General features: G+C 41.9%; 27 protein-coding genes and 1 pseudogene. 13 read left to right on the top strand and 15 right to left on the bottom strand.

The genetic code is table 11. The features are described from left to right. Positions 1–779 precede the first annotated feature (779 nt). The 4 genes and pseudogenes from F897_RS11080 to ftsY form a co-directional block, all read right to left on the bottom strand. The gene (locus F897_RS11080) at positions 780–1,445 is read right to left on the bottom strand and encodes a DUF2057 domain-containing protein (protein ID WP_004783689.1); all 666 of its coding nucleotides are present in this window, start codon (positions 1,443–1,445) and stop codon (positions 780–782) included. Positions 1,446–1,639: 194 nt separating this feature from the next. Further along, a complete protein-coding gene (locus F897_RS11085) occupies positions 1,640–2,233 on the bottom strand; it encodes a nitroreductase family protein (protein WP_004783692.1) in 594 nt (197 codons plus the stop codon). Between the two features lie 182 nt (positions 2,234–2,415). Next, positions 2,416–3,064, bottom strand: a pseudogene (locus F897_RS11090) (nitroreductase family protein). 222 nt (positions 3,065–3,286) lie between these two features. Then, a complete protein-coding gene (gene ftsY, locus F897_RS11095) occupies positions 3,287–4,390 on the bottom strand; it encodes a signal recognition particle-docking protein FtsY (protein WP_004783696.1) in 1,104 nt (367 codons plus the stop codon). A 232-nt stretch (positions 4,391–4,622) separates the two neighbouring features. Between ftsY and F897_RS11100 the strand changes: the two genes are divergently transcribed. Both F897_RS11100 and F897_RS11105 read left to right on the top strand, forming a co-directional pair. Further along, positions 4,623–5,963: a M16 family metallopeptidase gene (locus F897_RS11100; protein WP_376745102.1), complete on the top strand. Its 1,341-nt coding sequence runs from the start codon at positions 4,623–4,625 to the stop codon at positions 5,961–5,963. A gap of 11 nt (positions 5,964–5,974) precedes the next feature. Beyond that, positions 5,975–7,552 carry a M16 family metallopeptidase gene (locus tag F897_RS11105; protein WP_171065450.1) on the top strand — a complete coding sequence of 526 codons (1,578 nt, stop codon included), beginning with the start codon at positions 5,975–5,977 and terminating at the stop codon, positions 7,550–7,552. Here F897_RS11105 and F897_RS17120 read toward each other — a convergent pair. Together F897_RS17120 and F897_RS11110 are read right to left on the bottom strand one after the other, a co-directional pair. Further along, positions 7,476–7,799 (bottom strand): hypothetical protein, encoded by a 324-nt coding sequence (locus tag F897_RS17120; RefSeq protein ID WP_004783701.1) that lies wholly within the window; start codon positions 7,797–7,799, stop codon positions 7,476–7,478. The genes F897_RS11105 and F897_RS17120 overlap by 77 nt on opposite strands. Positions 7,800–7,903: 104 nt before the next feature. Continuing rightward, a complete protein-coding gene (locus F897_RS11110; RefSeq protein WP_004783702.1) occupies positions 7,904–8,266 on the bottom strand; it encodes a hypothetical protein in 363 nt (120 codons plus the stop codon). 220 nt (positions 8,267–8,486) lie between these two features. Between F897_RS11110 and F897_RS11115 the strand changes: the two genes are divergently transcribed. The 3 genes from F897_RS11115 to F897_RS11125 all read left to right on the top strand — a co-directional run bounded on the left by F897_RS11115 (position 8,487) and on the right by F897_RS11125 (position 9,783). Then, the gene (locus F897_RS11115) at positions 8,487–8,720 is read left to right on the top strand and encodes an SEL1-like repeat protein (protein WP_034171084.1); all 234 of its coding nucleotides are present in this window, start codon (positions 8,487–8,489) and stop codon (positions 8,718–8,720) included. A 156-nt stretch (positions 8,721–8,876) separates the two neighbouring features. Beyond that, positions 8,877–9,251 carry a DUF2750 domain-containing protein gene (locus tag F897_RS11120; protein WP_034171083.1) on the top strand — a complete coding sequence of 125 codons (375 nt, stop codon included), beginning with the start codon at positions 8,877–8,879 and terminating at the stop codon, positions 9,249–9,251. Between the two features lie 100 nt (positions 9,252–9,351). Continuing rightward, on the top strand, positions 9,352–9,783 hold the full coding sequence (locus F897_RS11125; RefSeq protein ID WP_004783708.1) for a CBS domain-containing protein: 432 nt from the start codon (positions 9,352–9,354) through the stop codon (positions 9,781–9,783). A gap of 141 nt (positions 9,784–9,924) precedes the next feature. Here the strand turns inward: F897_RS11125 and trpB are convergent, their stop codons facing one another. The 9 genes from trpB to F897_RS11170 form a co-directional block, all read right to left on the bottom strand. Further along, complete coding sequence (trpB, locus tag F897_RS11130) at positions 9,925–11,130, bottom strand: tryptophan synthase subunit beta (RefSeq protein ID WP_005235916.1); 1,206 nt, start codon at positions 11,128–11,130, stop codon at positions 9,925–9,927. Between the two features lie 107 nt (positions 11,131–11,237). Continuing rightward, positions 11,238–12,425 carry a vWA domain-containing protein gene (locus F897_RS11135; RefSeq protein WP_005235918.1) on the bottom strand — a complete coding sequence of 396 codons (1,188 nt, stop codon included), beginning with the start codon at positions 12,423–12,425 and terminating at the stop codon, positions 11,238–11,240. 13 nt (positions 12,426–12,438) lie between these two features. Further along, a complete protein-coding gene (locus tag F897_RS11140) occupies positions 12,439–13,290 on the bottom strand; it encodes an AAA family ATPase (protein ID WP_004783712.1) in 852 nt (283 codons plus the stop codon). Positions 13,291–13,311: 21 nt separating this feature from the next. After that, complete coding sequence (locus F897_RS11145; protein ID WP_004783714.1) at positions 13,312–13,695, bottom strand: hypothetical protein; 384 nt, start codon at positions 13,693–13,695, stop codon at positions 13,312–13,314. 21 nt (positions 13,696–13,716) lie between these two features. Beyond that, positions 13,717–14,022: a YcgL domain-containing protein gene (locus F897_RS11150; protein WP_004783715.1), complete on the bottom strand. Its 306-nt coding sequence runs from the start codon at positions 14,020–14,022 to the stop codon at positions 13,717–13,719. Between the two features lie 129 nt (positions 14,023–14,151). Further along, complete coding sequence (locus F897_RS11155) at positions 14,152–15,294, bottom strand: ribonuclease D (RefSeq protein ID WP_005235921.1); 1,143 nt, start codon at positions 15,292–15,294, stop codon at positions 14,152–14,154. A 192-nt stretch (positions 15,295–15,486) separates the two neighbouring features. Beyond that, a complete protein-coding gene (recR, locus tag F897_RS11160) occupies positions 15,487–16,083 on the bottom strand; it encodes a recombination mediator RecR (RefSeq protein WP_004783720.1) in 597 nt (198 codons plus the stop codon). A gap of 13 nt (positions 16,084–16,096) precedes the next feature. After that, positions 16,097–16,426 carry a YbaB/EbfC family nucleoid-associated protein gene (locus tag F897_RS11165; protein WP_004783723.1) on the bottom strand — a complete coding sequence of 110 codons (330 nt, stop codon included), beginning with the start codon at positions 16,424–16,426 and terminating at the stop codon, positions 16,097–16,099. A 28-nt stretch (positions 16,427–16,454) separates the two neighbouring features. Beyond that, positions 16,455–17,642: an O-succinylhomoserine sulfhydrylase gene (locus F897_RS11170; protein WP_005235924.1), complete on the bottom strand. Its 1,188-nt coding sequence runs from the start codon at positions 17,640–17,642 to the stop codon at positions 16,455–16,457. Positions 17,643–17,784: 142 nt separating this feature from the next. Between F897_RS11170 and F897_RS11175 the strand changes: the two genes are divergently transcribed. The 8 genes from F897_RS11175 (at position 17,785) to cydB (ending at position 25,453) form a co-directional block, all read left to right on the top strand. After that, entirely contained in the window at positions 17,785–18,882 is a 1,098-nt protein-coding gene (locus F897_RS11175) for an alpha/beta fold hydrolase (protein ID WP_004783728.1), read from the top strand. Positions 18,883–18,937: 55 nt separating this feature from the next. Next, entirely contained in the window at positions 18,938–19,810 is an 873-nt protein-coding gene (locus F897_RS11180; RefSeq protein WP_004783729.1) for an NAD(P)-dependent oxidoreductase, read from the top strand. A gap of 83 nt (positions 19,811–19,893) precedes the next feature. Further along, the gene (locus F897_RS11185; protein WP_004783731.1) at positions 19,894–20,160 is read left to right on the top strand and encodes a YARHG domain-containing protein; all 267 of its coding nucleotides are present in this window, start codon (positions 19,894–19,896) and stop codon (positions 20,158–20,160) included. 31 nt (positions 20,161–20,191) lie between these two features. After that, complete coding sequence (locus F897_RS11190) at positions 20,192–20,605, top strand: HIT family protein (protein ID WP_004783733.1); 414 nt, start codon at positions 20,192–20,194, stop codon at positions 20,603–20,605. Positions 20,606–20,949: 344 nt separating this feature from the next. Further along, on the top strand, positions 20,950–22,083 hold the full coding sequence (locus F897_RS11195) for a porin (protein WP_004783735.1): 1,134 nt from the start codon (positions 20,950–20,952) through the stop codon (positions 22,081–22,083). A 417-nt stretch (positions 22,084–22,500) separates the two neighbouring features. Further along, positions 22,501–22,692 carry a cytochrome oxidase putative small subunit CydP gene (gene cydP / locus F897_RS11200; RefSeq protein WP_004783737.1) on the top strand — a complete coding sequence of 64 codons (192 nt, stop codon included), beginning with the start codon at positions 22,501–22,503 and terminating at the stop codon, positions 22,690–22,692. Next, positions 22,692–24,311: a cytochrome ubiquinol oxidase subunit I gene (locus F897_RS11205; protein ID WP_004783739.1), complete on the top strand. Its 1,620-nt coding sequence runs from the start codon at positions 22,692–22,694 to the stop codon at positions 24,309–24,311. Before cydP ends, F897_RS11205 begins: the two co-directional genes overlap by 1 nt. Beyond that, entirely contained in the window at positions 24,308–25,453 is a 1,146-nt protein-coding gene (cydB, locus tag F897_RS11210) for a cytochrome d ubiquinol oxidase subunit II (RefSeq protein ID WP_004783741.1), read from the top strand. Before F897_RS11205 ends, cydB begins: the two co-directional genes overlap by 4 nt. Positions 25,454–25,465: the final 12 nt, after the last annotated feature.

Here is a 25,465-nt window from a genome sequence, read left to right on the forward strand (position 1 = left end):
TCATCCTCTCAGACCCGCTACAGATCGTCGCCTTGGTAGGCCTTTACCCCACCAACTAGCTAATCCGACTTAGGCTCATCTATTAGCGCAAGGTCATAAAGATCCCCTGCTTTCTCCCGTAGGACGTATGCGGTATTAGCGTCCCTTTCGGAACGTTGTCCCCCACTAATAGGCAGATTCCTAAGCATTACTCACCCGTCCGCCGCTAGCTCAGTTACCGAAGCAACCTCGCCCGCTCGACTTGCATGTGTTAAGCCTGCCGCCAGCGTTCAATCTGAGCCATGATCAAACTCTTCAGTTAAAATCATTTTGAAGTTTTAATCTAAACTTCTAAATCTGGCTCATCAATTTCCTGACTTAAATTTCGCTCAAATAAACTTCGAGTAATTCAAACCAATCAATCAATGAAAATAATTTCGATCAATCAACCAGTAAAAATCCACACAAGTTGTTCTTCATAATCTCTTAATGATCTTACTTAAAACCTCGTCAGTTTTAAGCTCCAACCCAACCACTTAACGTTTTGTTTCATGCATTGCGTTGGTGTGCTGCGTATTCTATACAGTTTCAGAACCAGTGCAAGAGCTTTTCTTAAAAATATTCAAAAAAGCGCATCGTACGTTTATTTTTTAATCTGAATTGCTATTTTTAGGAGTTTTAATGCTTTTTTCCAGTCATTTTTGGCCTAAAAGTTTAAGCAAATGTGAATTTCTACTGGTTTAGTTTTTATTAAAAGGGATGGTATGAGTACGATCCCTTTTAATATTGAACAATAAATTTTAATTTGCCTGCTCGCCAAGCCAATTCATAAATTTTTGTCGTTCAGCTTTAGATGCCTGTTTCCACAACTGAATTAATTGCTGATCAAGCTGACCAACTGATGCATTTTCCCGAACGTTTGCAGTAGCCACATTCGATGTGCTTGCAGTTTGAGTGTAGACCGCTGCCGGCTGATTTGTTGGAGTTACAACTTTATTCGTTGTCAAATCCACAGATTTTCCTAAAATACTTTGCCCTAGTAATGGTTTCGCTGCATCTTTTGCTCCTGCCTGCTGAACCAGAAGCTGATTTTTTGCATCATATAAACCAATAATTGGCTGATCTTTATATTTTTTCGCTTCATCAAAATTTTTAGGCGCGTTAATTAAACCCAATTTATAAGCTTCACCATCTTTAAGTTCTGGAGTTTTTACAGTTATTACGCCAGATTTTAAAATGTCATGAGAATTATCATTGTGCTGGAAAAATTCAGTATAACGGACACTAATCGCATTCGTACCCGCATCCAGTTTATAAGTTTGATCTGAGCGTAATAGACCTGAACGTACTTCCTGATCATTCACTGCAATCATCTTGATTTCTTCAGGTACGGTTAATGTCACGGCTGAAAAAGCTGATGTGCTGCCCAATAATGCAACTACAGCTGCTGTAATACGTAAATCCATGTCACTCACTCATTCTGGTTAATATATAAAATTTTCATTGCAATATGCCGTGTACAAATGACAATTCTATGACAAATGCTTTGCCTCTACAGCACTTTACTCAGCATTTATCAGACTATCTATCTTCTGATTTCTGCTATATCACACATAAAAAAGAAGTACTTAACAGTACTTCTTTCTCATCTCTAAATCGATTATGCAAAGGTCTTAAATCGTTCTGCATCATCCATAAAGGTTTTTTCACCTGGAGGGGCTTCGATTGAACCAAATACCAATTGAGCACGAAGCTTCCAGTTCGATGGAATACTGAAAGTTTGCGCCACTTCTTCATCAATGATCGGATTGTAGTGCTGTAGTGATGCACCAATATTATGTTCAGCCAAAGCTGTCCAGGTTGCAAACTGAGCGATACCGCTGGCATGCTCTGACCAGATCGGGAAATTATCTGCATATAGCGCAAATTTTTCTTGCATTCCTTTAATGACATTCTGGTCTTCATAAAACAGTGCAGTTCCATAACCTGCCGCAAAACCATCTATTTTGCTATTGGTAGCCTCAAAAGCATCTGCTGACACCAGGTCGCGTAAAGTTTCACGCACAATATGCCAGAAAGTATCATGTGATTGACCAAACAAAATCACTACGCGTGAAGATTGCGAGTTAAAAGATGATGGACTATGTTTCACCGCCTCTTTAATGATGTGCTCAATTTCTGCCTGATCCAGGCTGACATTTTTCCCAATGGCATAAATACTACGGCGTTTTTTAATATGATCTAGAAATGCCATGATCTCACCTCGTTCTATTCTGATTATTAAAAACCGATAAGATCATCCTAAGCATTTTCACTGCCTAAAACAGTCTTATTTTGATAACAATGTGTTTTATTTATAGAACATTCTCAGAGATGTTAAGGTTGATCCTTTGTATCAATCACCTTAGCGCATGCTAATTTCAAAAATCGCCGGTCTTAGCTAAATACCTGGAAGCTGTCTGAATTTACAAACTCAATTTTATCTTCTATTGCTTCTTCAATTGAACCGAAACAGAGCTGAGCACGTAGCAACCAGCTTTCATCAATTTTAAAATGCTTAGCTACAGGGTGATTGATCTATGCATTATAATGTTGCAAAGAAGCCCCTCAGACCGGAATCAGCCAGCGCAGTCCACGCAGCAAACTGTACCATGCCGGAAGTCTGCTCTGACCACAGTGGAAAATCATCGGCACTAAATGGAATCTTTTTCTGTAATTGCTGAATAGCATTCTGATCTTCATAGAATAAAATCGTGCCATAGGCATTTTCACATTGATCCAGTTTGATTCTAATCCCTTCATAGACCGATGCCGGCACATGCTGGCGTTGAACATCTTTCACAATGCTCCAGAATTGATGATGTGAATCGGCAAATAACACGATAATGCGTGCACTTTGTGAATTATAGGCTGAAGAACAGCTATGCACTGCTTCCTGAATCAGCTCGGTCAGATAAGCCTGACTATAATGCACACGCTTACCTAGCTGATAAGTCCCACGGAACTTTTTTAATTTCTCAACAAAAGTGAATTCTAAATGTTCAATTGCTTTACTGTTTTTAGGAAATTTAAAATCCTTAGTCAGGTCAGTTGTTAATACCTACCCAATTTTATTGAGTAATGCCATTTTCTACCCTCTACATATAGCCTGAACTTCAATCACCAGGCAAATCCCATACAATTATAATGGGTTTATTCAGGTAGGCAGGATTTGCTGTTTTTTTCATGCTGCTTTTTAGAACATTTAAGCCCTTTAAAACAACAAACTCCGCATTTAGCGGAGTGTATGTGATGCAAGTCGCATTAATTATTTTTCAGTTTCAAACAATGCCGCAACGAATGATTTTGCTGAGAATGGACGTAAGTCATCAATTTTCTCACCTACACCGATAAAGCGAATCGGTACATGCGTACGGCTGGCAATATTAAACAGCACGCCACCTTTGGCGGTACCATCCAGCTTGGTAATGGTTAAACCCGTTAAACCTACTGCTTCATCAAACATTTCAACTTGATTAATGGCATTCTGCCCTGTACCGGCATCCACCACCAGCATCACTTCATGTGGCGCAGTCGCATCAATCTTCTGCATGACACGTTTAACTTTGGTCAATTCCTGCATCAGGTGACCTTTGTTATGCAAACGGCCTGCAGTATCCGCAATTAAAACATCCACACCTTTGGCACGCGCACTTTCGAAAGCATCAAAAATGACTGAAGCGGAGTCAGCACCATGACCTTGTGCTACTACGGCGATATTGTTGCGTTCACCCCAGATCTGTAACTGCTCAGTTGCAGCAGCACGGAAAGTATCACCCGCAGCCAGCATGACTTTTTTACCTTCGCCTTGCAGACGTTTTGCCAGTTTACCAATGGTCGTGGTTTTACCTACACCATTTACACCCACCACCAGAATCACATACGGATTTTTGTTTGGATCGATCTGCAGTGGTTTTACACGCGGAGCCAGCAGAGCCACCAGTTCTTCCTGAAGCGCTTTATACAGCGAGTGAGAATAAATTAGGTCACCACGTGCGGTACGTTCAGTCAAATTGGCAATAATCGTTTTAGTCGCATCAACACCGATGTCTGCAACCAAAAGCTGTTCTTCAACTTCTTCTAATAATTCATCGTCAATTTCTTTGCCACCAATCAGGATATTGACCATCCCATCGGCAAGATTTTTACGGGTTTTGGTTAAACCCTCTTTCATACGGCTAAAGAAACCGCCTTTTGTAGCAGGTTCTTCTTCCTGAGCTTCCGTCGCCACAGGTGCAGAAACTTCAGCAGTTGCGCTTGGTGTTTCTAAAATCGGCACATTAACCGCAGGTAAACTCGGTAATGTGACATCATCATCTCCGATATCAGCATCAATCAAAAATTTGTTTTGCCCATTAGATTGCTGTTGCATACCGAATCCTTGAAAAGCATTGCGTTAAAAAATTGAATTCTAGCATAACTTGCAGTGTTTTGAGCGGGAAATCCAATCCATGAATAAACAACCAAAAAATAACAGTGTTTGGTTGCTTTCAATACAAGATTTCTGAAAAATAATCCTAAATACAAATATCTATTCATTGGAAGACTTTGTGTCCATATCTTTTTTTGCTATCTCCTCCTTATCCAGAATCATCAAACAGCGGATTTCTCCAGTCGCAGCACTCATCCTGAGTTTTGGTTTTAGCCCCGTACATGCCGCAACCCAGAGTGAATTATCCCGCACCACCATCGAAACCTATTTAGGTAATGGCTTAAAAGTCATTATCCGGGAAGATCATCGCTCTCCGATGGTGATGACACAGATCTGGTATAAAGTCGGCAGTAGTGATGAGTCCGGCAATATTCTCGGTGTCTCTCATGCTTTGGAACATATGATGTTTAAAGGCACGAACAAAGTTCCCAATGATGAATTTACCCGCCTGAGCCGGATTTATGGCGGCAGTATTAATGCCGCAACATTTACCAATTATACGAACTATTATCAGCTCTATCCTAAAGCCTATTTTCCGATGGCGCTTGAACTCGAATCTGACCGCATGAACAACCTCTTGTTACGCCAGCAAGATTTTGATCCGGAAATTAAAGTGGTAATGGAAGAACGGCGTCAGCGTACTGATGATAATCCGCGTGCCCAGGCATTTGAACGATTTAGATGGATCAGTTATCCCACCAGTCACTATCGTCAGCCCGTGATTGGTCACATGAAAACGCTTAATAATATTCAGCTGAGTGATGTTAAAAAATGGTATCGAGACTGGTATAGCCCGAATAATGCCATTCTGGTGATTGTCGGTGATTTAGCTGTGCAAGAAGCTCTCGTTCAGGTACAGAAATATTTCGGTGATATTCCGGCGCGTCCCACACCCTCACGTAATGATGTACTCGAGTTTGAGCGCTTAGGCTATCGTCATATGGAAATTGAGAGCAATGTTCAGGTGCCTAATCTGTATATGACCTGGAATGTGAAATCTCTAGCTACCGCCAAGAATCCTCAAGATGCCTACGCCCTAACCATTATCCGCAGCCTGCTAGATAGCGGAATTTCTTCTCGTTTGCAGGATCGTCTGGTCCGCGACCGCAAAGTGCTTACTTCTGTAAGTGTGTCTTATGATCCTTATAACCGTGGAGATAGCCTGTTTGGTATTTCCGCACTTCCGGCTCCAGGTGTAAATCTGACAGAAGCACAAACAGCCATCCAGAAAGAAATTGATTTACTAAAAACTGAAACTATTTCTGAGTATGAACTGGCACGGATCAGCACACGCTTTATTTCAAATCTGATTTATAGTCAGGACAGTCTAAGCGGACAGGCCAAAATGATTGGAAACCTTGAAGTAAACGGATTGAGTTACCGCCTGATGGATGAACTGCCTCAGCATTATGACAGTGTCCGTGCAGAGGACATTCAGCGGGTTGCTAATGCCTATTTTGTCCGTGAAAATTTAAGTACGCTCTACCTTTTGCCTGAACAGAAAGATCAATAATGGTTATTACAATGTCTAAAGTTCGCTCTCTTATCCTTTTAACCAGCTTAAGCCTCAGTTCAAACCTTTGGGCAGAAAATTATTTAGATACCCAACCTGATTTGAATGATAATCCCAGTCAGTTACAAGCGATCCCTCTCCTGCAAAGCTTAAAAAACATTAATCAAAAGCAGACATTTCAGGCACCTTTTATCCATGACCTGAATAATCGTTACAAAGTTCGCACTCTATTTGTTGAAACCCGAGATCTGCCGATGGTCGATATTCAACTGACCTTTAATGCCGGATCAGCACGAGATCAGGAAATTGCTAAAGGTCTATTTGGTTTATCCAGCACAGCAGCCAAACTGATGCGCGAAGGAACAGATAAATATACGGCTGCACAGGTGGCTTCAGTCTTTGATGCCACAGGCGCACAATTTAGCGTGCAGGCTTATCGCGATATGTTTGTCGTTCGCCTTAGAACTTTATCAGATCCCAAAAAAATGGAACCTGCTTTGGCCATGATGATGGATGTTCTCAAAAATGCCACATTCAAGCCTTCGAGTATTCAGTTAGCACTCAGTAATACTCAAGTAGGACAAAAACAGCTTCAGGAAAATCCAAGTAAACTGATGGATATCCGGTTTTATCGGGCATTGTATGGCCAGCATCCTTATGCCGAACCCATTACCGGTACCATTGGCAGTACCAAAAAAATTACGGCTGATTTACTGAAAAAATTCCGCGACCAGTTTCTGGTAGCACAAAACATGAATATTGCCATTACCGGCAAACTCAGTTCTAAACAGGCACTGGAACTTTCTGAACGAATTGCAGGCAATTTGCCTCAAGGACAGAAAGCTGTTGCATTAGCTGAACCTGAAGAAAAATCGGGTTTTGATATCGTGCATTTGCCTTATAACTCATCCCAAGCGCATGTGACCTTCGGCCACTTAGGACCAAACCGTTTTACTGAAGATCGGCTTGCTCTGGAAGTGGCCAATCGCATGTTTGGTGGTGGCGGATTTAATGCAGTATTGATGCAGGAATTAAGAATAAAACGCGGCTATACCTATGGTGCTTATAGTACATTTAGCTTTAGTCAGGCACTTGGTATATTTAGCTTCCGTTATTCGACTAGACAAGATCAGTTACTGGATAGCATTCAGGTCGCACATCAGGCTTTTATCAACTTTGTAAATCAGCCGATTGATACTAAGCGCCTGGAAGAAACCAAGGCCGGGATGTTAAGAGCATTTCCAAATAATTACAGCAGCAATGCCACAATCAATGCCCAGTTAGGCACAATGGGCTTTTATGCAGAGCAAGCCGACTATCTTTCACGCTATCCAGAACGTTTAGCCAAAATTACCGCTGCAGATGTGCAAAATGCCGTACGCAAACATCTGCATCCAGAACGTTTAACACTGGTCGTGGTGAGTCAAGAATTGGATAAAGAAGCATTAAAACTACGATTGGAACAGAACCTGTTAGATCCTTCTACACCACTACCTAATATGATTTCAATACCTAAGGCATATCCACAGAAACCGGCGGAAGCTGACGAGTCCGTAGAGATTCCTGCTGATACGCCTGCATCAATTTAAGATATTGACCGCGATGGATGCGTTGCTGTTGCAGCAAAGTCTGAGCCATATCCTGGGTTTGAGGTAAGCTCTGCTGTTCTGCAAGTTCCTGAAGTAAATTAAATTGGGAAGTCGTCAGTGGACGATAAATGGCAAATGTAGCCAGACATAAAATTAATGCCACAATAAAAATAACAACCGCATTATAAATTTGTTCAAGCTTAATTTTATTCAGAAAATCGCTTAATTTTTTGCTATCTATAGCCATACACTACCTCAAGTTGAAGCTAGTGTATGGCTGGGTCCCATGAAGTTCAAGTCAAAGATTGAATGACCAGTATAAATATACATTTTGATATGACTATAAATCGGTTAGGATTTCAACAATTCGTACACACTCCAGGCAATGACCATTGCCACCAGACCTAAAACCAGCAAAATTGCAAACTTGCTTAAGCCGGCTTCGGCTTCAGGTGGATGCAGTCGATCCTCATCTGCAATTCGGACCAATTCATCATTATAGTGACTATAAAACTCTGCACGCTGGGTTTCGTCCAGAGCGCGGGTAAAATCATAAACTTCTTTACGTTGAGCCAGACTGTAATCACCTAGATGGGTATATTTGTCATAAATTGCCTCATCTAGTTTTTTACGGTGTACATGCGCCAATTCTGTAATCTGACTGGCTGTTGGGGGTATATCAAAACTGAGCCCTTCAAGAGTTCTTTGCATCATATTGTTCTCCTTTTCTTTTGTTCTATTGTTAAAATCTATACCAACCAAACTTCCAATTGTGTATAGTTTGATCGTACAAACTATAAATTAAGTAAACAGGAAAGCTGATATAGTTGACTTTTCCATTATTTTGTAATATTAGTTTAATAATACTAAGTTATATTTGTATTTAGACTTAAAAGTCTATCCGAAATCATAATTAAAATTAAGGAGTTTTTATATTATGCAGAATATCTCTCAACATGATTTGGAACATCTGTATGCAGATGCAGTGAATACCATTCAATCGCAAATGAACTTTGTCGATGCAGTAAAACAATTAGAAGATGCAGCGCGCGCCGGTCACGGTAAAGCAGCACTCTTTTTAGCTGAACTGTATTATCAGGGTTTTCGTGTAGAACGAGATTCACTCAAAGCACAATACTGGCAGAACATGGCCACCATGCAAGCTTGAAGAAACGTCACCTCGGTGACGTTTTTTTATGCCATTCTTTCGAAATACTGCAATTAAGACATAATTTATTACGATTGCTTGCAAAGCTGAAACAGTAATTTCACTGGAACTTTCTAGAATAGAGCTGAACTCTAATAGCACTTTATTTTAACGACAATGCGAAAAATTATTCAATACGACCCGATATGTAAAAACTTTCTTTTGAGGCTCACCATCCTCAAATCCATGATGTATTGTGGCGTTTTGTGGGGCGTCTATCATCAGGGTTGGGCGATGATGCGCGATCAGGAAGATTATATTTTTCCATTCTGGCTTAATTCTCTGGATGCCAAAAATTATGCCAAGGAACATTGGCCAGGTTATGTACCACGTAGAATCAACCCCGAAGATTTTGAAAACAACTTATTACCTACACTGTCCCGATTAGCCGTGACACCTACTTTATGTAGCGGTAATGGCACTAAACTAAAATTATCAATTCCACAGATGCGCCACCTGTTTTTTTCACAACAAAGACTGCACTTCGCCTAAAAACATGTTATTTATAAAGACATAAAATAGACACCTAGAGATGTTCAGTTGGATACATACTCTAGGACTAATAACAATTAGATAAAAAGGACTCAATAGAATGACCAACGTAGCACAAGTGCTCGGTGATAAAGTACATCAGGCAGTTTATACCATCCGTCCAGACTCTACAGTTTTAGAAGCAATTACCCTGATGGCAGAAAAAGGAATTGGGGCGCTGGTCGTTACCCACGAAGACAGTGTGGTCGGCATTTTGTCAGAGCGTGATTACACCCGTAAAATCGCATTGATGCAAAGAACCTCTTTTGATACCACAGTCAATGAAATTATGACACCTAAAGTCATAACCGTGACTTCTGCAACTTCTGTTGAAGACTGCTTAGCATTAATGACTGACCGCCATTTACGTCACTTACCTGTAGTTGAAAATGACAAACTGATTGGTCTGATTTCGATTGGTGACTTGGTCAAAGCTGCAATGGAAGATCAACGTAAACTGATTGATCAGTTACAACAATATATTTCAGGCTAAAATTCTTTCTTATTTCAATACGTGAATTAAATTCCAAAATGTCATTACAAACAAATAACAATGCAATATCAAAACCAGATCAGATATAAAAAATCCCAGTCTTAAGACTGGGATTTTTTTTGATTATGACTATAAATCAAATTAAAGACCGAGTTTCTCTGCGACATAATCAGAGTCTTTATCACCACGACCTGAAAGATTCACTACAATCTTAGTCTCTTTAGGCAGTTTACCCGCTTCACGAATTGCCCAAGCCACTGCATGTGAACTTTCTAATGCTGGCACAATTCCCTCAACGCGTGACAGGGTCATAAAGGCATCCAGACACTCCTGATCTGTTGCCGTAGTGTATTCCACACGACCCAGATCTTTAAGCAGGCTGTGCTGTGGCCCTACGCCTGGATAATCCAGGCCAGAAGCAATCGAATGCACAGGTAAAGGTTCACCCTGCTCATCTTCAAGCACATAGCAGGCCATACCATGCAACTGGCTTGGTTTACCCAAAGTCAGCGTTGCGGAATGCTTATCAGTATTTAGGCCATGACCAGCAGGTTCTACCCCTACCAGTTTCACTTCTGGATCATTCAGGAATGCCGTGAATGCACCCATGGCATTTGAACCACCACCCACACATGCCACCACATAGTCTGGGTTTGCACCGAAGCGTTCATTGGTTTGAACCTTGATTTCATCGCCAATAATGGACTGGAAATCACGCACCATCATTGGGAATGGATGCGGTCCTACCACCGAACCAATCGCATAGATATAGTTTTTCGGATCTTTCAAGTATTCTTCAAAAGCACTGTCGACTGCATCTTTAAGGGTTGCTGTACCACGAGTCACAGAAATCAGCTTAGCACCCAAGATTTTCATCTTAACGACATTTGGATGTTCTTTTTCGATATCCACTTGGCCCATATGAATTTCACATGGACTACCCACCAAGGCACATGCAGTGGCTAATGCCACACCATGCTGACCTGCACCGGTTTCTGCAATGACTTTGGTTTTACCCATATATTTCGCCAGCAGTGCTTCACCCAGGCAGTGATTGATTTTATGTGCACCGGTATGATTCAGGTCTTCACGCTTCAGATAAATCTGTGCCCCACCTAACTGGTCAGAAAGGCGTTTAGCATGAAACAAAGGACTAGGACGGCCGACATAATTGGCAAACAGGTCTTTTAATTCATTCTGGAATTCTTCAGTTTGACGGATTTCCTGATAGGCAACATTGATGTCATCCATGGCCTGTTTTAGCTCTGGTGGAATGAACTGACCACCATATTGACCAAAGAAACCCTCTTCGTTGGGCAACGCAATACCATTAATTTGATGAGCCATAATAATTCCTGAATATTGGAATAAGGTATAACAAGTGACTTTATACTAGAATAATTCGTTTTAAAGCACTAATAACTATAGATAAAGTCACTTATAGATAAATGGAATCAACGCGCCAGATATTTGGTCATATCCTCAATACCTTTTAAGGTCATTGGAAACATATGATCTTCAAAGATTTGCTTAATCAGGCCAATAGTATGCGTGTAATGCCAGTATTTTTCGTCTTCAGGATTGAGCCAGGCGGTTTTATCAAAATGTTGACGTAGACGCTGTAACCAGACCTGTCCTGCCTCATCATTCATATATTCGACCGAACCACCGACGGAGTTCAACTCATAGGGTGCCATGCTGGCATCACCCACTACAATCACCCGGTAATCCCGTCCATAGGTATTGAACAGATCCCAGGTATTCATGCGCGAGCTGGAACGACGGACATTATCTTTCCAGACATAGTCGTACAGACAGTTATGGAAATAGAAATATTCCAGAGTCTTAAATTCGGTCTTGGCTGCGCTAAACAGTTTTTCACACTGAGCGATATGCGCATCCATCGATCCGCCGATATCAAACAGCATTAAAACTTTAATGCGGTTACGTCGCTCTGGTACCAGCTGAACATCCAGAATCCCCTGTTTGGCGGTTTCACGAATAGTGCTATCAATATCCAGCTCTTCAGCCGCACCCTGACGGGCGAACTTACGCAAACGGCGCAGTGCCATCTGCATCTGACGACTACCAAGAATCTGATCATCATCCAGATTACGGTATTGACGCTGTTCCCAGACTTTGACGGCGGAACGTTTACGCCCCGGCCCGCCAATGCGCACACCTTCAGGATGATCACCATAGGCACCAAATGGCGATGTGCCACCAGTACCAATCATCTTATTCCCGCCCTGATGTTTTTTATGCTGTTCACGCAAGCGCTCTTCCAGCATTTTCATCAGTTCTTCCAGCGACCCGGCTTTTTTCAGTTCTTCACGCTGTTCAGGAGTCAAGTGCTTCTCGATAAGTTCCAGATCAAACCAGTCTTTGGGCAGTTTATGTACCTGATTCAGCAATTCATCCAGATCAAAGGTCGCGATACCATCAAAGTAGTCTTTCATGGCAAGATCGAATTTGTCGAAGTAGCGCTCGTCTTTGACCATCACAGTTTTAGCAAGCTGATAGAACTCGTCCTGATCAGCAAAAACCACGCCTGCCGCCACCGCCTGATTCAGATCAATCAGCTCACGGGTGGAAACTGGTACGCCATATTTTCTGAGGGTATAAAACAATCGCACAAACATGCGTGTTTCTCCCTTAGCGACGCGACATAAAGGCTAGACGTTCAAGCAGCTGTACATCCTGCTCATTTTTGATCAGCGCGCCGTACAAAGGCGGGATCGCTTTGGACTTGTCGTTATTTCTTAAAATGTCTTCCGGCATATCATCTGCCATGAGTAGGCTTAGCCAGTCGATCAGTTCTGAAGTTGAAGGTGGTTTTTTCAAGCCTGGAATCTGGCGTAACTTGAAGAAAACTTGCAAAGCTTCATTCACCAGTGTTGCCGAAATATTCTCAAAATGTACATCGATAATTTCACGCATGGTCGCTTCATCCGGAAACTCGATATAGTGGAAGAAACAACGGCGCAAGAATGCATCTGGAAGTTCTTTCTCGTTATTTGAAGTGATGATGACAATCGGACGCTGGGTCGCAGTAATGGTTTCACCCGTTTCATAAACGAAGAAAGACATCTTGTCGAGTTCATGCAACAAGTCATTTGGGAACTCGATGTCTGCTTTATCAATCTCATCAATCAGCAATACACAGCGTTCTTCACTGGTAAACGCTTCCCAGAGTTTACCCGGCTTGATGTAGTTCTTGATGTCATAGACACGATCATCACCTAACTGGCTGTCACGCAAGCGTGATACCGCATCATATTCATACAGGCCCTGCTGTGCCTTGGTCGTTGACTTGATATGCCAGGTAATCAGCTTCAGTCCCAGACTTTGTGCCACCTGTTCAGCCAACAGGGTTTTACCTGTACCCGGCTCACCTTTGACCAGCAAGGGTTTTTGCAAACTACGCGCAGCTTTCACAGCCAGTTTTAAACTGTCAGTGGCAATGTACTGATCCGTACCTGAGAATTGTTGAATATCAGCAGACATGATTGAACCTTATTTTTCTATTTACAGCGGTGAACTTTTCTTGTTTGACCCAAGACCCGTTTTACTGGATGCATAGGTCGACCAGCAATAGCCAATCACAGACCCGATACCAATGACAAATAAAATAAGTGACGCATTAATCCAAACGAGTTCATATTCCTTGGTCAGAATACCAAATAGCAGCCCGAAAATAGCAGGTGCAACTGAAGCATTACTGCCTTCAGAAACGGTTGGAGTCAACAGCACGGCAAAGGCCAATAGCCATAAAAAACCGCCCATTGCCTTTGGTATGCGCTTGGTCACGCCATACCAGCAGCCTAACGCAATCAGACTGCCCAGCAGATACACTGCAAACGCAATACTCTGGTCAGGAATTGAGTCCAATACAGCTACAAAACCATTCATTTCACAACTCCTGAACTGAGCTTAAGCTCCACGAAGACCTTCTGGTGCTGGCGCATTCGGGTTAATTAAACCTTCTGGAGGCATTTGCAGGAAGAAACCACGGGTAGAAATTGAATCCATCACATGTAAAACATTAGCACGTGCTAGTTTACGCGATTCACTCAGTTCAAGATGCATGACAAAAGTCGCACGACCAAACGCAACACGTACCGGTTCAGCCAATACCTCTAGTGGTTCAAATGTTTCGGCTTCGTTCTCATCTGCAGGACGCGCCACATAAAGATACATTTCATCTTTTTTGCTAGATTTGTAGATAGACACTTGCATGTTTCAAACGACTTTTCTGAAAAAACAATCGCAAGGATACATCAAAAAAACGACAGAAACATTAGCCGCTTCAAATGCATCAGTCGTGATTTTGTATAATTGCTTTATCTTTAATCAATCCAGTAAAAATCACTCAACTACTTTCATCTGGGTCGACAGATAAGACTCATCCTGATGCAATACCTTAATTAGTGGCAGAGTTAATAACTCATAGCGCCAGCCGAGCAAGTAGTTTGGCAGATCCTGTTCATCCTTATGACATACTACATGCTGATATAAGGCATTCAGCCATTTCTTGCGCATCAGCACTTCTTTAGGTACAGAGATTTCATTGGATATATTCTGGATCATTGTTTCGACCTTCTCGCCAATCTCTCTGGATGAATGGCGGATTGGGCGTGCCAGACGCAGTGGCCAGTCGGCCTGATCAGGCAGGAATTTCAACAGATCAAGAATAGTCTTGCCATGTTCACGGACAATATTGGCCCGGATGTCTTTCATCTGACTGAGCTGGAAATTATTGCGCGGGAATTTCTCTACCAGATCAATCATGGTCGAGTTTTTCAGAATGAAGCTGCGTGGCTGATTCAGCGCCTTGGCAATCTGCTCACGCCATACAGCCAGTTGTTGTAACTGCATTAATTGACGGCGTGAATGACGATAATTACCGACATCCTGATAAAGCAAGGCAGTCGGTGTTTCTTCACCAATTTCATGGGTCAAAAAACGGCAATCTTCAAGAGCGAAATCGAGCAGATACTTGCTTTCCAGATCCTGTTTGACTTTATCCGACAGTTGCACCAGATAATGCACATCATTGGCTGCATACAGCAACTGCTCAGAGCTTAAAGGACGTGCCAGCCAGTTAGAGCGAGTCTGATCTTTTTCAATATCGACATCCAGCATCTGTTTCAAGGCATTCTGATAGCTGACCTGCAAACCATGTCCGAGGAAAGACATACCGACCTGTGTATCAAAGACATTGCTCAGAGCTTTTTTCTGGGTGTAATGGTAAATCAGGTCAATGTCTTCACTGCAGGCATGGAAAATATTCTGTTGAGCATTAAAAATCTTGTTCAGAAATTCACTCAGATCCAGTGTTGTTCCATCCAGCAAATAGACATTGTTATTGACATTGATTTGAAAAACACCAAGTTTTGGCCACAAGGTGTCTACCTTAATGAATTCTGTATCCAGGCCATAGACCGGATTTTGATCCATAAGGTTCAGGACATGATTTAAGTCGTGCTGATGTTGAATAAATTGAAACATAAAGACTGAGTCTAAAATTAGATGCTCGATGAAGCTATATTACCCGATATATAGAATTTTTATATAAAAATGTGACAACCAAATCATACTTTTTGTTCCATATTTTTTTCGAATATAGCTTATCTAGTAAACATTTTATATTTTTACTAATATATTTTTTATATTATATGTTAAGAGAATATAATTAATATTTCACTTAATTCGCATCCGGTTATGCACTGCCTGACTCAAAGTATGACTATCGACATACTCCAGTTCTCCACCTTGAGGCACCCCTTGAGCGATACGCGTCATTTGCACTGGTAAATGCTTACTGGCTTCAACCAGATAATGTGCGGTTGCCTGTCCTTCGACAGTCGCATTGGTGGCCAGAATTACTTCCTTGATCTGTCCCTGACTTAAGCGTTGCAGTAAATACGGAATACCGATTTCTTCAGGCCCGATTCCATCTAGAGGTGACAGATGACCACCCAGAACATGATATTTACCACGGAAACTGCCGCTTTGCTCAATTGCCATGACATCTGCCGGTGACTCCACTACACAAAGCAGTTCATCATCACGCTCAACTGAGGTACAGATATTACAGACTTCATCTTCCGTCAATGAATGGCAGATCGAGCATTCATGAATGTGATCGGTTGCTTCAGTCAAGGCATGTGCCAGACCAATCGCCCCTTCACGATTTTTCATGATTAAATGCAAAGCCATACGCTGGGCCGATTTCGGCCCAACGCTTGGCAAAATGCGTAATGCTTGAACCAGTTGATCAAAACGATCACTAAACATTGCGCATACTTCCTTAGAATAAACCAGCCAGACCAGGTGGTAAGCCCATACCTGAGTTTGCAGATTTCATTTTCTCTTCAGAGATCACTTCTGCTTGACGCGCTGCATCATTCATCGCTGCTGCAATCAGATCTTCGATCATATCTGGATCGTCCTGTAACAGTTCAGGATTAATTTCGATACGTTTCACCACATTGCGGCAAGTCATGGTGACTTTCACCAGACCGCCACCAGCCTCAGCATGCACTTCAGTTTGCGCAAGCTCTTCTTTGGCTTTTTTCATGTTGTTTTCGACTTCTTTTTGCATGCGCTGTGCTTGCTGCATCAACATATTAATGTTCATAAAGATCTCCGAACATATATTTATAAAATTAGATTAGATCTAAACCGCGTGTAATGTCGCGAATAATATCATCAATCTCTTCCAAACCAACAGAAACGCGAATTAAACCTTCACGAATACCCGCTGCTGCTTTGGCTTCTGGAGACAATTTACCATGCGTGGTTGTTGCCGGATGAGTAATCGTTGATTTCACATCACCCAGGTTACCGGTGATTGAAATGAACTGGGTATTGTCAATTACTTTCCAGGCACCTTCACGACCGCCTTTAACTTCGAAAGATACGATACCACCGAAACCGGTTTGTTGTTTTGCTGCCAGTTCATGACCAACATGTTCAGGTAAACCTGCATAGTAAACTTTTTCTACTTTCGGATGTGCATTTAAGAATTCTGCCAGTTTTTGTGCATTGGCAGAATGCTCACGCATACGTAAACGTAAAGTTTCTAGACCTTTCAGGAATACCCAAGCATTGAACGGGCTCATAGAAGGACCAGTGGTACGTACATAACCGAAGATTTCTTCAAGCAGTTTGTGGTTACCTACCACAGCGCCACCGAGTGCACGGCCTTGGCCATCCAGATATTTAGTCGCAGAATATACGACTAAGTCTGCACCAAATTTGAGTGGTTGTTGTAACACTGGTGTACAGAAGCTATTGTCAATCGCGAGCAATGCATCATTGGCATGTGCAATATCTGCCAGAGCCTGAATATCCGCGACTTCAGCCAGTGGGTTTGACGGAGATTCAACAAAGAGTAATTTGGTTTCTGGCTTGATGGCATTTTTCCATGCATCCAGATCAGTCAGATCGACAAACTCAACTGCGACACCAAATTTAGCCACGTATTTTTCAAATAAAGAGACTGTTGAACCAAATACGGCGCGTGAACAAATGACATGATCACCTGCTTTCAGGTAAGCCATCGCCACCGCCATAATCGCAGCCATACCAGAGCTGGTCGCAACAGCGCGTTCTGCGCCTTCTAAAGCAGCCAGACGCTTTTCAAACATGGCAACAGTTGGATTGGTAAAGCGAGAGTAAATATTACCCGGCTCTTGGCCTGAAAATTTTGCTGCAGCTTCAGCCGCATTTTCATAAACAAATGACGATGTTAGAAAAATCGGTTCACCATGCTCACCCTCAAAGCTACGGGTGTGACCAGTACGGATGGCTAAAGTTTCTAATTGATAGTTAAAATCGTCTTGCTGGCTCATCACTTTACTTCAGCCCAAAGGCTGCCTTTTGTAAAAAATTGCCATCATTTTGAGCGTCTAAGCTATTTCAGGTCAAGGCATAATAAGCAATTATTGCTTAGACTTCGACCAATTCTCCTTTATATACGGATAAATTATTTACATGATTCAGTTAAAACAAAATATTCAACGCCAAAAGAAAAAATTAAAACACCTGAATGCCCGGTTATTTAACTCGTCTTCTCTGATTCTTTCGCAAAAAACGCCATTTGAATATATTGCTGCGACTGAGTTCTGCAAAATTCGCTATTATGCAGCGCCTGAAAAGAAGTACCATGAGCCCTTAGTCTTTGTTGCCCCTCTTGCGATCAATATGGATATTTATGATCTGTATCCTTACCGTTCACTGGTCAAGCATTTTCAGCATAGCGGTTTTGATGTCTATTTAATGGAATGGAAACGTTTCCGCTATAAACACCGTCACTTGAATTTTCTGTCTTTTATTGATGGCGCGATTCCTCAGGCTATTGAACGGATCTGCTCGCATTCAGGCAGTCAGTTTATTTCCCTGCATGGCTGGAGTATGGCCGGAATTTTTGTCACGCTTTATACAGCGCTGCATTCCCCTGAACATGTTAAAAACCTGATCGTGCTGGGCAGCCCGATTGACAGTTATGCCTCTGGTCGGGTTGGCAAGCTGTTTAGCACCACCAATAAGCTCATTTCCAAAAATAAAAACCTGCAACAGGCGATTCACCAAGGATTGATTCCCAAGGAATATATTCATTCGCCCGGTATCATCAATGCACTGGGATTTAAGCTGCTTGATCCGATTGGCTGGTTTAAAAGCCAGAAGCAGTTTTTGATGAACTTGGAAAATGTTGAAGATGTCTATGAACATGCCACTATGGGTAATTTCCTGAACAAGATGATTGATTATCCGGGTGGAATCAATCAGGACATGGTGCTGCATTTATGGCTGCAAAACCCTTTAAAAAATGGCTCGATGACTTTAAATGGCCGGACAATTAACCTAAAAAATATTAACTGTTCCTTACTGGTCGGGGCTGGGCAAACTGATCAGATTGTTACGGAACAGTCAGCTAAACCTTTGATGGAATTGACAAGTAGTACCGATAAGACGTTTACTCTTATCCCGGGTGGTCATCTTGGGCTGATGTCCAATCAGAAAACAGCCAATACATTCTGGCCGAAATTGACCACCTGGCTAGCACAACGCTCAACCCGGATAGATGCTTAATTCCGGAAGAGCCGGCATTTTTCAGGTATTTATTATTTTATTCAGAGGGTATGACATGATTCAGTCAGTGGCATTTATTGGTTTAGGCGCAATGGGTTATCGCATGGCAGCGCATTTACCCAAGCATTTTGAGACAGTCTATGTCTGGAACCGTACTTTCGCCAAAGCTGAAGAACATGCTGTTGAATATGGCACCCAAGCTGTCGCTTTAGAACAGGCAGTTCAGGCAGATATTATTTTTTCCTGCCTGCCGACCAGTGCCGATGTTGAAGCATTAGTCCAAGGCCTCAGCCTTAAAGCTGGCAGTATCTGGGTAGACTGTACCAGTGGTGTTCCTGACGCTGCCCGACACCTAGAAGAAGCACTGACTGAACAGGGTGTGATTTTCCTGGATGCACCTGTGAGTGGCCAGACCATTGGTGCGGAAAATGGCACATTGACTGTGATGGTCGGTGGTAATGCAGAAGGCTTTGAAAAAGCCCTGCCAGCGATGCAGGCTTTTGGCAAATTAATTAAGCATGTGGGTACATCAGGTGCTGGCTTTGCGGTAAAAGCGGTAAATAATATGTTACTGGCTGTAAACCTGTGTGCGGCAGCAGAAGGCTTTACCACGCTGAAAGCACACGGGGTTGATCTGAATGAAGCACTGGATTGTATCAATGCATCAAGCGGCAAAAGCAATGTGACTGAAACCGTTTTACGACAGCGTATTTTGAACCGTAGCTTTCCTGTTACCTTTGCCCTGCCTCTCTTGGCCAAAGATACCGGCATTGCACTTGATCTTGCGCGCGATGCTAAACTGGCAGTGCCACTTCTTGCTTTGGGTCAAAGTCTGATGCAAGCTGCTAGCAATCTGTCGGATAAAAATAGTGACTTTTCCAGTGCTGTAAAAATGTATGAATCATGGAGTAATATTACCATTGAGTAATATCTCGCCATTGAATAATAATAAACAAACCTAATATTGTGACTATAGACTAGCCACATGCAGTGATACCTGAGGAAACTCTTATGAATAAGTTATTTGTTGTAGCACTCGTCGGTTCTGCAACTTTGTTTGGGGCTTCAACATCGGTTCTTGCATCTGAACAGGAATGCAAAAAATTGAAAAATGACCATGATGTCATTTATGCATCAAAAGGTTTCTGTTTCAAGGATCCTGAAGCAAAAGCAAAGTTTAATGACAATTGCTACACAACCAAGCCAAAATTTTCAGAAAAAGAGCAGCAACGTCTTGACGCGATCAAAGAACGTCAGAAAGAATTGAATTGTAAATAATACAATTCAATTCTGCTCAAGGAATGCACTTATGACTTACGATGACCAAAATATTTTTGCACGAATTCTGCGTGGTGAACTTCCAGCAATTAAAGTGTATGAAGATGACCAAGTTCTTGCATTTATGGACATCATGCCACAGGCCGATGGTCATACTCTGGTCATTCCTAAAACACCCGCAATTACCTTGCTTGACCTGGATCCTGAAATTGCAGCCTATACCATTCAGGTGGTGCAAAAAATTGCCAAAGCGATTGAAAAAGGTTTAGGTGTAGATGGCATTGTACTGATGCAGCTCTCCGGCGCTACGGCGGGTCAGACTGTTCCGCATGTCCATTTCCATCTGGTACCTACTTCTTTGCACAACCTTGGCAAACATGCTGCACAAATGGGCGATCAGGAAAAAATCAAGCAACTGGCAGAGAAAATTAAAGCTGCCCTGTAAGCTATTCTTAATATTTAAAAATGGAGCTTTGGCTCCATTTTTTATGTTTGATGTATTTCACCTTGAATTAAGTCACTAAAATATTAATAAAAGTCACCTAGCCTATTTTTAGGTTTTACAGCAAACACCGAGCCTAGTTGTATTTGTATCAATCCTGCTTATCCCACTCACAATTCTATAAAAAATAAGACAATGATTGTCTTTAATATTTCTGAAATATTTCCTTAATCATATTGACTTATTTGTAATGAATACTTGGCACCAATAGAGCAGTAGATGTTTCAAAACAATACTGAAACTTGTTTTTAAGACGATGAATAAAAAAGTCTTTATTGGAGCAACACATGAAAAAAACGTTATCTGCATTAGCAATCGGGGCAACAATTTTAACACCAGTAATGGCAGCTGCTGCTGATGTTAAAGTGTATGGTCGTGCACACGTTTCTTTAGATTATCTGGATGATGGCCAGGATTATAACGAAGTAGGTCTTTCTTCAAACTCTTCACGCCTAGGCTTTAAAGCTGAACAAAAACTAGAAAATGGTATGACCGTATTTGGTCAAATCGAACAAGAAATTAACTTTGCAAGTGGTTCTGCAAACGATGATGTTGAATTTGCAACTCGTGATACTTTTGTTGGTTTAAAAGGTGATTTCGGTCAAGCGCGTATCGGCCGTTTTGACAGCCCATTCAAAGTAGCACGTGGCCCGGTCAACTTCTTTGGTGATATGGTTGGTGACGTTCGTAACGTCACGCGTGTAGGCAACCTGCGTTTTGATGAACGTAATGCCAATACGATTGAATATAAATCACCAAAATTTGGTGGCGGTTTTAATGTTTTAGCAGCACTTTCTTTACACGAAGGTAATAGTCCTGATAGCGTGTCAACATCTTCACCAAAAACTACTGTAATTGAAACTGTGAATGGTCCAGTAACAGTAGTCGTACCGGGAACTACAACTACTACCAATAAAGATAATCGCGATGATAAAGCATACGATCTCGCTTTAACCTATAAAGAAGGTAAAGTTGATTTTGCTGCTGCCTATGAACATTATGAAGAAGATGCAGGTCGTGGCGAACGTGATGGTTTCCGTATCGCAGGTGCTTACAAAATCACGCCTGAGTTCAACTTGGGTGGTTTATACCAATTCCTTCAACACGATAATTCTGAAGCAAACCCAGATGCACAAGTATTTGGTATAGCCGGTGAGTATAAATTTGCACCAAAAACCTCATTCCGTGGTGAAGTATTCCACCGCGATGTCGATGCGGACGATGCGAATGCAACTTTACTGGCAATCGGACTTGAGCATCGTTTAGATCCAACAGTTCGCGTTTATGGCAACATAGCAACTGTACTAAATGATGAAAACTCAAACCTTACCCCTTGGGCACAAGCTCGTACCAATGCTGTAGGTGGCGCACGCGGTGAAGACAGCTTAGGTCTTTCTCTAGGTATGCGTTACGACTTCTAAAACCTCCCCAATTTCATATTAGAAGAGAGCCTGCCTGATGCGGGTTCTTTTTTATTTTTTAATTAATCCTGACTATTTTAATTAGAATAAAAACCCCAGCAAAATAATCAGATTTAATAAGATTAAAAAATAAATCCCAACCATTTTAATCAGATTAATTTTATCTATTTAATAATTAAACCAAGCAAATTAATCCACTTTAAAAATATAAATATAAGCATTTTAGTCAGATTTAAATAATCTGTTTTTACACAAAATAATCACAAATATTTAGAATAATTATCAAACTTTTAATAGTATATTATTAATATTTTCAATAACTTATAAATATATATTTATTTAAACTATTTAGTCTATTTATTTTTTAGTTACAATCGATTAATAATATATAACAAACCACATAATAGGCTTGTTCACATGAGCTTAGTTTCTAAAAACTTAAACCAAAAAACAGTAAGAGAGATTACTGCGATTTTAATTATCAAGATCATTCTACTTCTGGTAATTAAAAATATTTGGTTTGATGCGCCTACTATTCCAAAAGATTTTGACACTCAAGTCGCCGAGCGTATCGCCGGCAATCCTTCCCAAATCAAGGAGACACGTTGATGATTTCTGAAAGCGTGGTCGATCTTTCGCGGTTCCAGTTCGCTATGACCGCGATGTATCACTTTATTTTTGTTCCACTGACCTTAGGCCTGGCATTTCTGCTTGCCATCATGGAAACCACCTATGTGATTTCCGGCAAAGAAATTTACAAGGACATGACTAAGTTTTGGGGAAAACTGTTCGGGATTAACTTTGCCTTAGGGGTAACCACAGGCTTAACCATGGAGTTCCAGTTCGGAACCAACTGGGCATATTATTCGCATTATGTGGGTGATATTTTCGGTGCACCATTGGCTATTGAAGGTTTGATGGCCTTCTTCCTTGAATCTACTTTCATTGGTTTATTTTTCTTCGGTTGGGACCGTTTATCCAAAGTACAGCATCTGGGCGTGACCTGGTTAGTAGCATTGGGATCTAACATGTCTGCACTGTGGATTCTGGTTGCCAATGGCTGGATGCAAAACCCGGTCGGTTCAGCATTTAACTATGAAACCATGCGTATGGAAATGGTGGACTTTGCAGCACTGATCTTTAACCCGGTTGCACAGGTTAAATTCGTACATACTGTTTCTGCAGGTTATGTGACTGGTGCCATCTTCGTACTGGCAATTTCAAGTTACTACATGCTGAAAAAACGTGACCTGCCATTTGCACGCCGTTCATTTGCGATTGCTGCCATTTTCGGTTTAGCGTCTACACTTTCAGTGATCCTGCTGGGCGATGAGTCTGGTTATGAAATTGGTGATGTACAGAAAACCAAACTGGCTGCGATTGAAGCAGAATGGGAAACTGAACCAGCGCCTGCAGCATTTACTTTATTTGGCTTCCCAAATAAAGAAACCATGTCTACCGATTATGCTGTGAAAATTCCTTATGTTATGGGGATCATCGCCACACGTTCTGTAGATACTCCTGTTACCGGTATTAAAGACCTGCTAGTAGAACATGAAGGTCGTATCCGAAACGGTATGGTAGCTTATGAACAACTGGAAAAACTACGTGCTGGCGATCAGTCTCCTGAGCTGAAAGCTGCATTTGCAGAAACTCAAAAAGATTTAGGCTACGGTCTGCTTCTGAAAAAATATACTGCAAATGTTGTAGATGCTTCTGACGAGCAAATTAAGGCAGCAGCAAAAGATACTATTCCACATGTACCAAGCCTGTTCTGGGCATTTCGTGCCATGGTCGCTTCTGGCTTCCTGATGCTGGTTCTGTTTGTATTAGCAACTTTTGCGGTGGCTAAACGCAATGCAGAAAACAAACCTTGGTTATTAAAATTTGCATTATTTGCACTACCACTTCCATGGATTGCGGCACAAACTGGCTGGTTTGTTGCTGAAGTAGGTCGTCAACCTTGGACTATTGGTGAGGTTCTGCCTACACATCTGTCGACTTCAAGCTTAAGCACAGGCGATGTATGGGGTTCAATCATTGCATTAGCAGCGTTCTACACTGTCTTGCTGATTATTGAAATGTACCTGATGATTAAATTCTCACGTCTGGGTCCAAGTTCATTACATACCGGTAAATACCACTTCGAAAAACCTAATTCTCAAGCAGCAGCCGATCAAGAAGATGCAGCTCTTCCAAAAGGCGTAACTGGCGAGGTTCAATCATGATTGAATACGAACTCCTCAAAATAATCTGGTGGGTACTGGTTGGCGTCTTGCTGATTGGTTTCGCCCTGACTGATGGCTTTGATATGGGCTCCATGGCGATCATGCCATTCGTGGGTCAGAATGATGAAGAACGTCGTGCAGCAATCAATACGATTGCCCCGCATTGGGATGGTAACCAAGTCTGGTTTATTACTGCGGGTGGTGCCCTGTTTGCTGCTTGGCCAATGGTTTATGCAACTGCCTTTTCTGGTATGTACTGGGCACTTCTGCTTGTTCTGTTTGCCTTATTCCTGCGTCCAGTAGGATTCGACTATCGCTCCAAACTGGAAAATACCAAATGGCGTAATGCCTGGGATTGGGGCCTAGCAGTTGGTGGTGCTGTGCCTGCACTGGTTTTCGGTGTTGCATTCGGCAATATGTTCCTGGGTGTTCCATTTACATTAGACGAAACAGTTCGTTCGACTTATTCTGGCAGCTTCTTTGCCCTGCTCAATCCATTTGCACTGGTATGTGGTGTTGTCAGCTTATCTATGCTGTGTGCACACGGTGGTGCATGGTTGATGCTACGTACAGATGGCGATTTACGTGAACGTTCTGCCAAAGCAACCAAAATCATGGGGATTGTTTATCTGGTAGCTTTCCTGGCAGTCGGTGCATGGTTATATTTCGGTGGTATCCAGGGTTATACCCTAGTGACTCCTTACGAAACTAACGGTATCGCTAATCCACTAGCAAAAGAAGTACTGACCAATGCCAACCCAGGCTGGATGAACAACTACAGCAATTATCCAATTACGATACTGGCACCAGTTGCAGGTATTTTAGGTGGCATCATTGTGGTATTGGCTGCATCTAAAGCCAAAGCAGGTTTGAGCTTCCTGGGTTCATCTTTAGCGGTGATCGGTGCGATTTTGACTGCCGGTTTTGCCCTGTTCCCATTCCTGATGCCATCTAGCATCAACCCAGTTGCAAGCTTAACCATGTGGGATGCGGTATCCAGCCAAAATACCTTAACTGTGATGACTGTAGCTGCATGCATCTTCGTTCCACTGATCCTGTGCTACACCACTTGGTGTTACTACAAGATGTGGGGCGTGATTACCAAAAAACATATTCAAGAGAATTCACACAGCCTGTACTAAGGCTGTGTCTTA

This window comes from Acinetobacter variabilis (genome assembly GCF_000369625.1).
In the GTDB taxonomy this organism is placed as follows: Bacteria; Pseudomonadota; Gammaproteobacteria; order Pseudomonadales; family Moraxellaceae; genus Acinetobacter; species Acinetobacter variabilis.

Excerpts from the sequence above, each read along its gene's own strand:
- F897_RS11150 (WP_004783715.1), bottom strand. The coding sequence starts at position 14,022 with ATGCAAGTGTCTATCTACAAATCTAGCAAAAAAGATGAAATGTATCTT.
- F897_RS11185 (WP_004783731.1), top strand. The coding sequence starts at position 19,894 with ATGAATAAGTTATTTGTTGTAGCACTCGTCGGTTCTGCAACTTTGTTT.
- F897_RS11195 (WP_004783735.1), top strand. The coding sequence starts at position 20,950 with ATGAAAAAAACGTTATCTGCATTAGCAATCGGGGCAACAATTTTAACA.
- ftsY (WP_004783696.1), bottom strand. The coding sequence starts at position 4,390 with ATGCAACAGCAATCTAATGGGCAAAACAAATTTTTGATTGATGCTGAT.
- F897_RS11085 (WP_004783692.1), bottom strand. The coding sequence starts at position 2,233 with ATGGCATTTCTAGATCATATTAAAAAACGCCGTAGTATTTATGCCATT.
- recR (WP_004783720.1), bottom strand. The coding sequence starts at position 16,083 with ATGTTTAGTGATCGTTTTGATCAACTGGTTCAAGCATTACGCATTTTG.
- F897_RS11155 (WP_005235921.1), bottom strand. The coding sequence starts at position 15,294 with ATGTTTCAATTTATTCAACATCAGCACGACTTAAATCATGTCCTGAAC.
- F897_RS11190 (WP_004783733.1), top strand. The coding sequence starts at position 20,192 with ATGACTTACGATGACCAAAATATTTTTGCACGAATTCTGCGTGGTGAA.
- cydB (WP_004783741.1), top strand. The coding sequence starts at position 24,308 with ATGATTGAATACGAACTCCTCAAAATAATCTGGTGGGTACTGGTTGGC.
- F897_RS17120 (WP_004783701.1), bottom strand. The coding sequence starts at position 7,799 with ATGGCTATAGATAGCAAAAAATTAAGCGATTTTCTGAATAAAATTAAG.
- F897_RS11110 (WP_004783702.1), bottom strand. The coding sequence starts at position 8,266 with ATGATGCAAAGAACTCTTGAAGGGCTCAGTTTTGATATACCCCCAACA.
- F897_RS11165 (WP_004783723.1), bottom strand. The coding sequence starts at position 16,426 with ATGAACATTAATATGTTGATGCAGCAAGCACAGCGCATGCAAAAAGAA.
- F897_RS11120 (WP_034171083.1), top strand. The coding sequence starts at position 8,877 with ATGCGAAAAATTATTCAATACGACCCGATATGTAAAAACTTTCTTTTG.
- F897_RS11205 (WP_004783739.1), top strand. The coding sequence starts at position 22,692 with ATGATTTCTGAAAGCGTGGTCGATCTTTCGCGGTTCCAGTTCGCTATG.
- F897_RS11080 (WP_004783689.1), bottom strand. The coding sequence starts at position 1,445 with ATGGATTTACGTATTACAGCAGCTGTAGTTGCATTATTGGGCAGCACA.
- trpB (WP_005235916.1), bottom strand. The coding sequence starts at position 11,130 with ATGGCTCATCAAATTAATGGTATTGCGTTGCCCAACGAAGAGGGTTTC.
- F897_RS11125 (WP_004783708.1), top strand. The coding sequence starts at position 9,352 with ATGACCAACGTAGCACAAGTGCTCGGTGATAAAGTACATCAGGCAGTT.
- F897_RS11105 (WP_171065450.1), top strand. The coding sequence starts at position 5,975 with ATGTCTAAAGTTCGCTCTCTTATCCTTTTAACCAGCTTAAGCCTCAGT.
- F897_RS11135 (WP_005235918.1), bottom strand. The coding sequence starts at position 12,425 with ATGTTTGTGCGATTGTTTTATACCCTCAGAAAATATGGCGTACCAGTT.
- F897_RS11145 (WP_004783714.1), bottom strand. The coding sequence starts at position 13,695 with ATGAATGGTTTTGTAGCTGTATTGGACTCAATTCCTGACCAGAGTATT.
- F897_RS11140 (WP_004783712.1), bottom strand. The coding sequence starts at position 13,290 with ATGTCTGCTGATATTCAACAATTCTCAGGTACGGATCAGTACATTGCC.
- F897_RS11170 (WP_005235924.1), bottom strand. The coding sequence starts at position 17,642 with ATGAGCCAGCAAGACGATTTTAACTATCAATTAGAAACTTTAGCCATC.
- F897_RS11175 (WP_004783728.1), top strand. The coding sequence starts at position 17,785 with ATGATTCAGTTAAAACAAAATATTCAACGCCAAAAGAAAAAATTAAAA.
- cydP (WP_004783737.1), top strand. The coding sequence starts at position 22,501 with ATGAGCTTAGTTTCTAAAAACTTAAACCAAAAAACAGTAAGAGAGATT.
- F897_RS11180 (WP_004783729.1), top strand. The coding sequence starts at position 18,938 with ATGATTCAGTCAGTGGCATTTATTGGTTTAGGCGCAATGGGTTATCGC.